General features: G+C 34.6%; 12 protein-coding genes. 3 read left to right on the top strand and 9 right to left on the bottom strand.

The window, feature by feature from the left end; genetic code table 11:
- Positions 1-180 precede the first annotated feature (180 nt).
- Both IWB64_RS16105 and IWB64_RS16100 read right to left on the bottom strand, forming a co-directional pair.
- Complete coding sequence (locus IWB64_RS16105; protein ID WP_194534979.1) at positions 181-561, bottom strand: hypothetical protein; 381 nt, start codon at positions 559-561, stop codon at positions 181-183.
- 284 nt (positions 562-845) lie between these two features.
- Positions 846-1,616 (bottom strand): hypothetical protein, encoded by a 771-nt coding sequence (locus IWB64_RS16100; RefSeq protein ID WP_194534978.1) that lies wholly within the window; start codon positions 1,614-1,616, stop codon positions 846-848.
- A 315-nt stretch (positions 1,617-1,931) separates the two neighbouring features.
- Here IWB64_RS16100 and IWB64_RS16095 point away from each other — a divergent pair, with 315 nt between their 5' ends.
- Both IWB64_RS16095 and IWB64_RS16090 read left to right on the top strand, forming a co-directional pair.
- A complete protein-coding gene (locus IWB64_RS16095; protein ID WP_194534977.1) occupies positions 1,932-2,492 on the top strand; it encodes a DUF4494 domain-containing protein in 561 nt (186 codons plus the stop codon).
- A gap of 286 nt (positions 2,493-2,778) precedes the next feature.
- Entirely contained in the window at positions 2,779-3,120 is a 342-nt protein-coding gene (locus IWB64_RS16090) for a DoxX family protein (protein ID WP_194534976.1), read from the top strand.
- Positions 3,121-3,126: 6 nt separating this feature from the next.
- On the opposite strand, the gene IWB64_RS16085 is transcribed toward IWB64_RS16090, so the two are convergent.
- The 4 genes from IWB64_RS16085 to IWB64_RS16070 all read right to left on the bottom strand — a co-directional run bounded on the left by IWB64_RS16085 (position 3,127) and on the right by IWB64_RS16070 (position 6,991).
- Positions 3,127-3,495, bottom strand: coding sequence for a DoxX family protein (locus IWB64_RS16085; protein WP_194534975.1), 369 nt, complete (start codon positions 3,493-3,495; stop codon positions 3,127-3,129).
- A gap of 200 nt (positions 3,496-3,695) precedes the next feature.
- Positions 3,696-4,538: a transglutaminase family protein gene (locus IWB64_RS16080; RefSeq protein ID WP_194534974.1), complete on the bottom strand. Its 843-nt coding sequence runs from the start codon at positions 4,536-4,538 to the stop codon at positions 3,696-3,698.
- A 52-nt stretch (positions 4,539-4,590) separates the two neighbouring features.
- Positions 4,591-5,544: an alpha-E domain-containing protein gene (locus tag IWB64_RS16075; protein WP_194534973.1), complete on the bottom strand. Its 954-nt coding sequence runs from the start codon at positions 5,542-5,544 to the stop codon at positions 4,591-4,593.
- 10 nt (positions 5,545-5,554) lie between these two features.
- Positions 5,555-6,991 carry a circularly permuted type 2 ATP-grasp protein gene (locus IWB64_RS16070; protein ID WP_194535921.1) on the bottom strand — a complete coding sequence of 479 codons (1,437 nt, stop codon included), beginning with the start codon at positions 6,989-6,991 and terminating at the stop codon, positions 5,555-5,557.
- A 479-nt stretch (positions 6,992-7,470) separates the two neighbouring features.
- On the opposite strand from IWB64_RS16070, the gene IWB64_RS16065 reads away from it, so the two are divergent.
- Positions 7,471-8,331, top strand: a complete 861-nt coding sequence (locus tag IWB64_RS16065; protein WP_194534972.1) for a sigma-70 family RNA polymerase sigma factor — start codon at positions 7,471-7,473, stop codon at positions 8,329-8,331.
- A 68-nt stretch (positions 8,332-8,399) separates the two neighbouring features.
- Here IWB64_RS16065 and IWB64_RS16060 read toward each other — a convergent pair whose 3' ends face one another.
- From IWB64_RS16060 to IWB64_RS16050, 3 genes are read right to left on the bottom strand one after another with little or no spacing between them, the layout of a single operon-like run.
- The gene (locus IWB64_RS16060; protein WP_194534971.1) at positions 8,400-9,110 is read right to left on the bottom strand and encodes a glutamine amidotransferase; all 711 of its coding nucleotides are present in this window, start codon (positions 9,108-9,110) and stop codon (positions 8,400-8,402) included.
- A 48-nt stretch (positions 9,111-9,158) separates the two neighbouring features.
- Entirely contained in the window at positions 9,159-10,052 is an 894-nt protein-coding gene (locus tag IWB64_RS16055; RefSeq protein ID WP_194534970.1) for a transglutaminase family protein, read from the bottom strand.
- A 2-nt stretch (positions 10,053-10,054) separates the two neighbouring features.
- A complete protein-coding gene (locus tag IWB64_RS16050; protein WP_317171986.1) occupies positions 10,055-12,610 on the bottom strand; it encodes a circularly permuted type 2 ATP-grasp protein in 2,556 nt (851 codons plus the stop codon).
- Positions 12,611-12,621 lie beyond the last annotated feature (11 nt).

Here is a 12,621-nt window from a genome sequence, read left to right as displayed (position 1 = left end):
CCTTTTGCCATGATTACATTTTTTACTTGTTATATTCAATTCTTAACTTCAACTCAAAATAAATCCTTTCTTAAAACGATTAAATATATTTTGAGGCATCCGAATGGATTCGAAACATTATAGAGACTCTTGCGGAGTCTTGCTTAGCCATTTAGCCGCAATACCATTACTACAACAGCTCTATTCTTCATTTGTACGCAATGCTTCACTTTCGGCGGCCTTTTCACTCGCACTTTTTCTATTCAGAAGTCTATCCGAAACTTTATAGCTTGCTGAGTATTTCAGGTCTGCCTGTTGTTTTTTAAAGTCGGAAAACGCCTTTTTATACCATTTAGGATCGGTCGCCTTTTTTCTGTAATCTTCATTTACTTTTATATCCAAAAAATCCTCGTCTAGCCAAGGTTTCATTTCATATATTCCAATTCCAAATTGTTCAATACGTTCTAAAACTGTTTCAAAATCTGCCTCAGAGAAATACTGTATTGAATCAGAATCAAAACCGTCATTGAGGTTTTTTAAATTCTGAAAGATATTTTGTTCAAGAAATTCTGTTTTTTCCATAGTATACATTCGTGTCTATTGGATATTATCATAGCTGATAAACTCCATATATAGCTAAGATAGTACTCTTTTATTTAATTTTTGAAATTCTCCTCCTTATCAATTTGGGCTTATGTAGGAAATGGTTCAAAGCAAAACTTTAAGTTTACCTATTTTTAATGTTAAAAATAACCAATAAAAAAACCTCCTATACCATACTGATAAGGAGGTTCTAAAACCAATAAAAAAATGAAATTGTATTGAACTTTCAGGAAAGAAGTTTACACTCCTTACTCCAAACTGAACTACTCCACAAAGTTTGGATTAAACCAAAAATCTATAGTCATCGCTTCTGGTCCTTTATCTTGTTTTGGAGGACCACTGGGTCTGGAGCCGCTACCGCCTCCTCTAGGTCCACCACCTTGACCTCCACCACCTCTAGATCCTCCACCAGAACCTCCGCCACCAAAGCTTAAACTGGAACCCCCATCCTCATTTTTCTTTTCAATTTTTGGGGTTACCACACCTATTGAAAATTTAGAAAAATCAATTTCACTATCGGATATGTATTGTTTAGGCATCTTAAGTTCATAACGTAACAACTCTCCTTCTACTTCATAATTATAAGTTATGGAGATACCCAAATTGTTAAGGTCCAAATGAAAATCTTCTTCAAAATCTAGGTTATTATATTTGCCCATTTTTGGCATTTCTTCCACCATAGTTAAAATATCCGGTCCTTGTTGGTCTTCCTCTTCAATTTCTTCACTATTAGGTTTATTTCTACCTGCACCTCTTTGGGGAAGCTTTACTTCGGAAGGGTATAGAACGGAAACGTTCTTTTTTTTCTTTCCCTTTACATCAAAATAAACATAAAGCCCGCGGTGTAACATAGAAAGCATAGTTGGGCGATTAGTGGTACTGAGTTCTACATAAATATTATCAGCATCCATATAGCTATTGTATGTTATATGGTCTTCAATATTTTCTTCTGGTTCTTGAGCATAACTTTCTACTAATGCGAACAACATCATTATACTAAGTGATAATCCAATTTTATTTAAAACAAACCTCATTATTCTGTATTTCAGTTTCTTATGATTAAAAGCAAACCTAATGAATACCCAGATGGTATTTGAATATTATCAGCGAATTGGTCTTTGTTTATAGCCAATGTGGGCTTATTCTAAGTGAAGGATTATAATTTATTTTTTATAGAGGTTGAAGAACAGCTTATTATTTCTATTAAATAAAATTGTAATCTATGTTCTCTAACTTCCTCATGCTAAAAGCAATATGAAAATCGTCTGAGAATTGTGAATATCTATTCGATATTTTGAATTTTTCAGCTGAAGCTTAACCTTATATTTGGTACCCATAAACAAAAAGATATGAGTGCAACTTGGTATGAATGTAAGGTAAAATATAGAAAACTTGATGAAACATCAGGTACACAAAAGGTAAAGACAGAACCATTTTTGGTAGATGCAATTTCGTATACCGAAGCAGAAAGTAGAATTACCGAAGAGATGTCTGTTTACTTGAGTGATACTGAAGAAATTAAGATTACGAATATTAAAGTGGCTAACTACGCTGAAATACACCCGTTCGAGAATTCTGATAGATGGTTCAAGTCCCGAGTGTCTTTAATAGCCTTTGATGAAGAGAGCGGTAAAGAGCGTAAAACAAATATGTATTTGTTAATACAGGCCAATGATGTAAAAGAAGCGTATGATAACACTATTGGCGTAATGAAAGATACCATGGGTGAATATACCATACCTGCTATCTCTGAATCTCCTATTGTAGATGTTTTCCCATACTTTTCTGGCGAGGAAGATGATATGAAACGTTTGGAGAAATTTACAATGTTAAAGAATTCTGTTCCTGTAGACAATAGCATGAATGAAGAATTAGAAATGGCTGACGCCCTTGTTACCGAAGAAGAGTAACTAGTTAATTTTAATATTACAAAAGCCCATCTAAATAATTTTAGATGGGCTTTTATAGTTTGAATAAGTATGTTTTTTAAAGAACAGGATTACGAGATTTCATTAATACAGGTATTCTACGCCTTTTTCATATCTCCCTAGAACTATGGCATTGAAATGAGAAAGGGTGAAGTGATAAATCCTTTAGAGTTCAAAAAAAACTCTAGCCATTCAACCTAATATTTAAATACTGGCTACTTTTAACTTTTTAAATACTAACAAAAGCTCTTTTAGAAACACCACCTGCATGTTAACTATTTTTACTTTTTTCTCCGCTTTATCATTTCTATTTTTTGGTTTTGGGTGCTTCTTTTTACCTCAAATGAAAAAAGAGTTTGTAAGATATGGCTTGGATAAATTTAGAACAGTAGTTGGAGCGCTGCAGCTTGTTGGAGGTTTAGGATTGCTATTGGGTTATTTTTATTCCCCAACAGTACAAACCGCTGCCGCATTAAGTCTTTCTATTCTTATGATTTTAGGTTTTGCTGTCCGTTTGAAAATCAAGGATGGCTTTTTTCAATCTGCACCTTCCCTCTTATATGCCTTATTAAATGCTTATCTCTTTTATAAGTTGATTACAATTATCTAGAAGGAATTAAAATATTGGAAAAGCAATATACAAGCACATCGTTAAAAAGATGAAAGCTGGGAGCGATTTTTTTATGGGGTCTTTTATTTTCAAATGCATTGCAATAGAGCCTAAAAGTAATGCCGCAAGACCCAAAGCAGATGGTTCTCTAAAACTAGGATACCAGATGGCGGCTAATAAACCTAAAGCGAATAGTATTTTTAAAGTACCCACAACAAAACACATCCAAACGGGAAGACCATAAACTTTGAACTCTTCAATAATAGTTGTTGCATTACCACCACGCCATTGTGTAGGTTTTTTATTCTGTACAAGCCATACATTAAGGATGCTCAGTGCTACAATAACTTGTAATGCAATTAGTAAATAGTCCATATTAGTAGTTTAAAGTTTCTTAAATTGATATCTAGTCGTAAAAATAATCCGCATCATACTATTACTATTGCCGATTCAAATTGATTATTAACCGAAAAAAGTTGTAACAATAAATTTGAACAGTTTATGAGGCTCAGGGGTTAGAAAACTAAGTCACTATGATATCTAACTACCCCTAGAAATATTTAGGGGAATTGCATTTATATTTTCTCAATCATCAGTTGTGTGGTAAGTTTAGAACTTGCACTACCCCTAATTCCTCCAGAAACAGGCATTGTATTTTCATAATGAGAACTTGTAGCAATGGGAAAATGTGTATTACCGGTTAGAATACCATGACTAGGATCTAAACCCAACCAACCAATACCAGGTAAAAAAACGTCTACCCAAGCATGTAATTCAAATGCCGGTACAATCATGTCAAAATAATAATAACCGCTTACAAAACGAGCGGCAATACCTTGTTGTCTTAGTAGATTAATTAGCATCCACGACAAATCACGACAAGAACCTCTTTTTATTTCAAAAGTATGTTCCGGTAGAAATGGCGCGCCATCTTCTCTATATTCTACAGTAAAATCTTTATGTAATTGGTTGGTGAGTTGTGTTAAAAAATGAATGGTATTAAATTTTGCTTTCTCAAGCATTTGCGCCCCATAATCAATTAATTCTTGTGAGATAGGTAGACCGTCTAAGTAAGGGAATAATAGTTTTTTCTTTAACTCATCATATTCAAAAGGAAGCTGATTATAGCTTTGAGGTTCTAGAAGAAAATCAAAAGGATTATACGGTTTTGTTTCTAAAATACTCTCTACGGTGATGGTAAGGTTGCTTGTGAGCCCATCAAACCAACAAAAATCTACTACATTATTTTCTTCGTCTTGAATTAATTTACGTCCGCTAGGCGTTGGAACAATAGACATAGAAAACTCATTTAAATCAACATAAGCCGTCTGTCTTGGGCGGAATCTTAAATAATGAGGTTCTAAAAATACTTCCGAATCAAATACATAGGTCGTACTATGGGTGATTTTTAATTTCATATGTCGATTCCTGTTTTTTTAGGGCGTAAAGAATATATGCATTCGTGGGTTTTTATACATGGATTTCTATGTCAAAGAAAGAATTATAAATAGAAGAAGAAATCTCATTTAACCTACGCTGAATGTCATTAAGATATTCGTGCATTCCTTGGCTTATGATATCATTGATATCATCATATTCCAATTGAGATTTTAAAGCACCTAATTGTTTTTGAGCAATATTGCTAAAACCAACTGAACTGCCACATAAGGTGATGAGGGATTTTTCGGCACTTATTAAACATGCTAAAATAGACCTAGGGAATTCCGTGTCTAAAATTAAAAATTCCGCAATACCTGAAGGTGTTAGCTTCCCGCATTTTTTTCTGTACATATCGTACGCACTAACTGACTTTAAAAGAGCAGCCCATTGTATTAAATCTAATGAAGATCCAACCTTTGCTGGAGAATGTAATAGTAAATGGTATTTAGCATCTAAAACTCTAGATGTTTTATCCGCACGTTCTATTACCTGTCCTAATTTCCCAAAATTCCAACCCTCGTTTCTTGATATCGTAGAATCGTACATGCCATATACCAGTTGACATCCGTTTTTTATTTCTGTCAAAAAGCCCCTTAATTCCTTATCATCAAGAAGTTTTTGTTCTAAACCATCCTTTACTAAAAAATAAAGTGAATTTATTTGCTCCCAGATCTCTTTTGTAATTTCAGGTCTTACGGCACGCGCATTTTCTCTGGCGAGCAAGATACAATTGTAAATAGAATTAGGATTCTTTTCATCAAAGGCCAAAAAATAGTTGACTTTGCTTTTTTCTACTTTAGCATTAAGTGATTCATATAATTCCCAATCTCCAGTTATAACCACAAGCGGCTTCCACTGCTGCTCTTCGTTAGGGGGTAATTCTAGCGATAAATTATAATTTACATCCATAAAACGTGCATAATTCTCTGCACGCTCAAGATATCTGTTCATCCAATATATAGTGTTTGCGACTCTGCCTAGCATAATTTTTAATTTATCTGTTTAATACCCAAGTGTCTTTACTTCCACCACCTTGGGAAGAGTTCACAACTATTGATCCTTTTGTTAGAGCCACACGCGTTAACGCACCTGGTATAATTTTAATGTCATCCCCAAATAATGCATACGGTCTTAGATCTACATGGCGTCCTTCAATAGTGTCATCTGTTATAGTTGGCACTCTAGAAAGGTTAATCATAGGCTGTGCTATATAATTTCTAGGATTTTGTTTAATTTTTGTAATAAATTCTTGCTGTTCTTTTTTGGTTGATTTTGGTCCAATTAACATTCCATAACCACCCGATGCATCTGTCTGTTTTACAACTAAATTATGGATGTTATCAATGACGTATTTCCTATCTTGTTCTTCGTCACAGATATAGGTTTTTACGTTTGGCAAAATCATGTCCTCTCCTAAATAATATTTTATGATTCTTGGAATGTAAGCATAAACTGCTTTATCATCTACCACTCCAGTTCCCGGCGCGTTAACCAATGCAACATTTCCTTTTATATAGGCATTAAATAATCCAGGGGTACCCAATAAAGACTGTTTATTAAATACTAATGGATCTATATACTCATCATCCAACCTACGGTAAATAACATCTACGCGTTGCAGACCTTTGGTGGTGATCATATAAACGATATCGTTTTTTACTATTAAATCTTTACCTTCTACCAATTCTGCACCCATTTGTTGCGCTAGATAGGAATGCTCAAAATAGGCAGCATTATAAACGCCTGGCGTTAGTACCACTACAATTGGTTTTTCTTCGTCAGAAAGATATTCTAAGGTATCTCTTAAAGTATGTGTGTAATCATAAACAGGTTTTACCCCTAGTTGGTCAAATAATTCAGGAAATGTTCTTTTAAGAATTTCTCGGTTCTCAAGCATATATGATACTCCAGAAGGGCATCTTAAGTTATCTTCTAAGACATAATATTGTCCGTCACCGCCTTTTATTAAATCAGACCCCGTAATATGACACCAAATATCTTTTGGAGGTTTAAAACCTTCCAACTGTTTCAGATATGAGACGCTGGATAGAATCATATCCTTTGGAATAATTTTATCCTTAAACACCTTTTGGTCATTATAAATATCCTGTATGAACAAGTTAAGTGCTTTTATACGCTGCTGTAAACCCTTTTCTAGTGATGTCCACTCAGAATCACCTATGATTCTAGGAATAATATCTAAATGAAGAATACGCTCTACCCCTTGGTTATCTGCATAGACATTAAAGGTCATCCCTAAAGAGAGTTGAGATCTATCTGTAGCATGTTGTAAACTTGAAAGTTTTTTGTGACTGAGTTTTTCCAGTCGCTCCAGGAACATTTTATAATTAGGTCTGACGATATTGTTTTCATCAAACATTTCGTCATAAAATCCTTTGGTATCATAAGATGTAAAATCAATTTTTGACATAAAAAATGGCGCATTTTCTCCTGTTGAAAAATTATTTTTCACTTAAAAATCAGCTAATAAATAAGAATTAGAAAGGATTAATTGTTATTAGAAAGTCTTGTAAGTACTACCTGTAGTACTATGCCTATTAAACTACGAAAAATATAGTAGAAAAACCATAAGTCCAAGAATAAAATCGTCTTTAAACAGGCGGTTTGTTTATTCATCAGTATATAAGGGGATAAAATATATAATTGTGAATAGTATCATGTCACCAATCCTTATTCATTAGGCTTCTCTTCCACTACCAGTTTATTCGTTTTGCCCAATTCATAATAAGGTATTTTTAAGTTGAGAGTTCATGAATCATACTAAAAATATAATTCAGCCTTTTCAGAAGGGTATAAATTTGAATAATAATCAAAGAATATTGAATTTCATTAGGATTAACGTAATAAAAATTGTATAATATAGATACGAACTAAAAATAAAATAAATATATGAGGCAACTAAAGATCACTAAACAAATTACAAACAGAGATACTAAATCCTTAGAAAAGTACTTTCAAGAAATATCCAAAATTGATTTAATTACCGCAGAGGAAGAAGTAGAACTGACCAGAAGAATACGTGAAGGAGATCAGATTGCCCTTAATAAATTAGTAAATGCCAATTTACGTTTTGTAGTTTCTACAGCAAAACAATATCAAGGAAGTGGCTTACGACTTTCGGATTTGATCAATGAAGGAAATATTGGATTGGTTAAAGCAGCAAAACGTTTTGATGAAACCCGCGGATTTAAATTTATCTCGTATGCCGTATGGTGGATTAGACAAGCTATAATGTCCGCAATTTCACAACATTCGCGAATGGTACGAATACCATTGAATAAGATTGGCGAAATCAGTAAAATTAATCAAGTATACTCTTCTTTAGAACAATCTTACCAACGTCCTCCTAGTGCTATTGAAATTGCCAGAGAATTAGACATGAGTGCTTCGCAAGTTAAAATTGCAGTAAAAAACTCTGGAAAGCATTTGTCTATGGACGCGCCTTTTAAAGAAGGAGAGGGTTCTAATTTATATGATGTTGTAAAATCCAATGATGCGATCAGTCCTGATGCGGGTATGATGATGGATTCACTTAGAACGGACATAGATTCCATTCTAAACACACTTCCAAATAGAGAAAGTGAAATTATAAAGCTTTATTATGGTATTGGAGAGCGAGCACCAATAAGCTTAAGTGAAATTGGTGAACTCTTTGATATTACTCGGGAACGTGTTAGACAAATCAGAGAAAAAGCCATCCGCCTTTTAAGAAATAAATCGCAGAACGAAATTTTAAAAGCATATCTCTAAACATAGAAAATGTTATATAAGAAAGCCGACTTCGAAAGAGTCGGCTTTTTTTATAATTACGTTTTTCCTCAAGTATTTTCTGTTATCCATCTGAAACGTTTTAATAGTTTAGGACCATAAGCTATATCATCAACTTCATTAGTTAACTTTAAAAAATCTCGTCCTTCACTTACCAGTTCATCAGAAAGTTCATTAATGTAAGCTTTAGTGATATTTTGGTCAAACTCAGGATGGAACTGAACGCCCCAAGTACGTTCATCTAATCTAAAAGCATCTATCATACCGGTTTCGTTAACAGAAAGAATCTTGGCTGATTTTGGGAGATCAGATACACTTTGTTTATGGGCTTTATAGACTTTGAAATCAGGTGGAAATTCACCAAGAAGCTTATCTGTTTGGCCTTCTGCAGTTAACATAGTTTTTTCCGAACCAATAACTGTTCCCATACTATTGTATGATACAGTTCCACCAACAAGGGCACACAGTAATTGGTGTCCATAACAAATGCCCAACAGGGGCATTCCATTGTTGTGCGCATTCAGCAACCAACTACACATTTTATTCTCAATAGGCTCAATATCAGTAACCATTGCGTGTGACCCTGTAATTACTATTCCTTTGTAGTTGTTATCTGGAGGCACAGTCTGATAATCTTCAGTCGGATGAATTAAAAACTCACCTTCTTTCAAATTCATATTTGTAATAATCCAATCTTCAAAATCTCGGTATTCGGACTTGATGGAGTTATATGTAGTTCCTGTTTTTAGTATAAGAATCATTGTAGCAGATTGACCAAATTAGAAAGTAAAACAGATAAGTGAATTTCCCTATTGGGCCGCTGCGGCTATATCAACAGCAACTTTAAGTTTGCTTTTACCACTACCGAACACGACACCCTTTAATGGCGGGACATCATAATAATCCCTGCCCCAACCCACAACAATATGCTGGTTTAAAGGAATTTGATTATTTGTAGGATCAAAGTCTACCCAACCAAAAGTAGGTATATAAATAGCGAACCAAGCATGGGAGGCATCAGAACCCACTAGCTTCTCTTTTCCTTCGGGAGGTAATGTTTCTATATAACCACTAATGTAACGGGCTGGTAACCCAATTGATCTAATACAGGCAATGGCTATTTGTGCAAAATCTTGACAAACTCCTTTTTTTTCTCTCATAACCTCGTCAATAGGTGTAGAAATAGTTGTAAACCCGGAATCAAAATCAAAATCTGTATAAATGCGCTGCATTAATTCATAAGCCGCTTCAAAAACCGATCTATTGCCATTAAATGATAGTTCTGCATAATCCTTAATGGCCTGATCTGTTTTGCGGATAAAAATAGACTCTAATATATATTGCTTAGCCTCTATAATTTCAGGATCATTACTATTTAAAGCATTTAAAGCATCATTTAAAGTAACCCCTTTGCAAGAATCGGAAAAAAATGATTCATGTTGTTGCGTATAATCACGTAACACTTTACTTTGGGTGATTACTTTTAATACGGTATGCTGCGTTTGTATAGAAAAACGAGTTAAGTAATTCCCGAAAAAATCTACTCGTTCAGATATTTCCGCAGGCTCAGGAACAACATCAATTTTATAAGACAACAATTGCTGGCCGTTAGATTCCCGAGGCCTTAGGGTTGCTATATTATGACAATAACTAACCGGAGCGTTATATTCATATTTCGTAATATGTGTAATATTGAATATCATAACTAAATTGGAAAAGACTGTCTAACTAATTGATTTTGCTTGGTCGTGTGATCAAAATAAGTTTTTGATATGGATTGGGACGTTTCATAAAGTAAGTCGGATAGTTCCTCCAGTAAATTATCTAAATCTTTTCGTACTACATCATCTTTTGATTCGGATTTTACAAGATCCATTGAATTAGCTAAACGTAATTTTGAAAACCCTTCAAATATATATTTCTGATAATCCACCAAATGATGCATAGAATCTGAGTGAGGTAATTTTGATATATCTTTTTGAATCCTATTAAACATATAGGTTAGTGATCTTGAATATTCCAAATCAAGCATAATCAAATCAATAACATGCTCTATTTGTATATAAGAACGGTAACTATGTCTGTAGATATTTAAACTTTCATGACTAACTAATAGATACTCTAATAATTCATACTCTACTTGTTCATCATACTTTATAGATAATAAAGATCTGCATTTGGTAATTGTTAGTGTACTCTGTTCTAGCTGCAAGCCAATAAAGTAAAGCAACAAACCTTGCTGCACCATTATGCTTTCTTCAATTAAGCCCATAAATGCAATTAAACGGGTTATTAATTGATTGAGCACTTTTATTATTTTGTTTATAGATCTATCAGAATCCTCTTCAAAATTTCTCCATATTTTTTGAATATTCTCAAAAACGCGCCACATATCCGAAGACCAAAGGTTTCTTATGGAATAGTAAGAATTACTGAACATACTAATGGTGTGTGCTAAACTCCCGGAGCGATCTTTATCTAGAATAACGGACAGTATTTCTTTATAAGGATCATCCATTGCAAATTCTCCTTTTTTATTTGCCTTGGAGAATCCCGGAAAGGTTCCGGTTAACTGTGTTACTGCGTTAAAAAGCACCTGTAACTTAACACTATCTGGTTTTTCACTACTATTCTGAACAAGAACCATCTGTTTAAGCACCATCCTTAAAAAACGTGCATTTACTAAGGTACGACCCACATAACGACCGGCCCAATACAGATTTTCAGCAGTAAGGCTGGGCAAATCATTTAAACCTGTAGCACCAATAGATGGTTTTGGTTGCCAGTAATGTGCTTTGGTCTCTTTACTTGCTGCATCTTCCAGTATCCAAAAATCTTTACTGGTACCACCTCGCTGATTGGATACACGAACGGTATCTCTATCCGGAGCAACACGCACTAGACCGCCCGGCATTACCGAATACCCATCTTCCGTAGCAATGGAGAAAGTTCTAGCCACTAAATTACGTGGCTCAATTTTTCCGTTGGTAAGATTTGGAGCTGTAGAAAAACTAATTTTCTCTTGGGCCACGAATCTGTATGGTCTAAGGTTAATTTCTGCTTTTAGCTTTTCTATTTCATCTGGAGTCAAAAATTCCCCAAAATGAATACTCTCGCGATTGGTACGATCTATTCTTTTAATTACGAGGCTAGAAATATTGTTTAAAACATAATTCCGTTCCTTTTCCTGACCACACCACCATGAAGCTATTTGAGGTAAAATAAGTTCTTCTTTAAGAAAATATCTTGCTATGGCCGGCATGAAAGGTATTAACCCAGGATTTTCCAATACGGCACTACCCACAGGATTTATAATTGCCACGTTATTTCTTCGCACGACATCTAGTAACCCCGCAACACCAAGACGTGAGTCTTCTCTAAGTTCTAATGGATCTATATATGCATCATCTACTCTTCTAAGAACAACATCTACTTGTTTTAATCCCTTTAAGGATTTCATCCATAAAAATCCGTTACGAACTACTAAATCATTGCCCTGTACTAATGGATAACCTAGAAAAGAAGCTAAAAAAGCATGTTCAAAATAAGTTTCGTTATGAGAACCCGGAGTTAAAATAACGATGTTTGGATTTTCCCTATTATCAGGAGCAGCATCAACCAACATTTGGTTGAACTCTTGGAAAAAACCAGAAAGACCCTTTACGTTCATTTTAGAGAACATTTCCGGTAACATTCTACTTGTGGTAGATCTGTTCTCTAATGCGTACCCCATACCGGAGGGAGCTTCTGCGCGGTCATTTACGACCCACAAACGCCCATCTGTACCGCGGGCAATATCCGCAGCGTACATAGAAAGTAGTTTTTTAGCAGTATATTTTATTCCTGTACATTGGCGTAAAAAGCCGCGGTGGCCATAAATAATCTCACTGGGTACGATTCCGTTTTTGATAAGATTACGCTCGCCATAGACATCTTTGAGCACTAGGTTTAATAACTCTGCTCTTTGCTGTAATCCTGTTTCAACAAGTTTCCATTCGCTCTCATGCAGTAAAAAAGGAACCGCGTTTAGATTCCATGGTCTATGCAGTCCTTTAGGGTCATTATAAACATTATAGGTGACACCATTCTCTGCTAAAAGCCAGTCAATATCTCTCTGACGTGCATTTAACCCTTCTTCACCTAGTTCCCCCAGACCTTTAAAAAGTTTTGTCCAATGCGGTTTAACATCCATCTTTGGAGTAAACATTTCATCGTACTTATAATCTGTAAAGTAATTACTTAACCACGTTGTTTTTATCACTAGTGCTGAAA

It is taken from the genome of Zobellia nedashkovskayae (assembly GCF_015330125.1).
GTDB classification, from domain to species: domain Bacteria; phylum Bacteroidota; class Bacteroidia; order Flavobacteriales; family Flavobacteriaceae; genus Zobellia; species Zobellia nedashkovskayae.
This window is presented reverse-complemented; position numbering and strand designations above follow the sequence as displayed.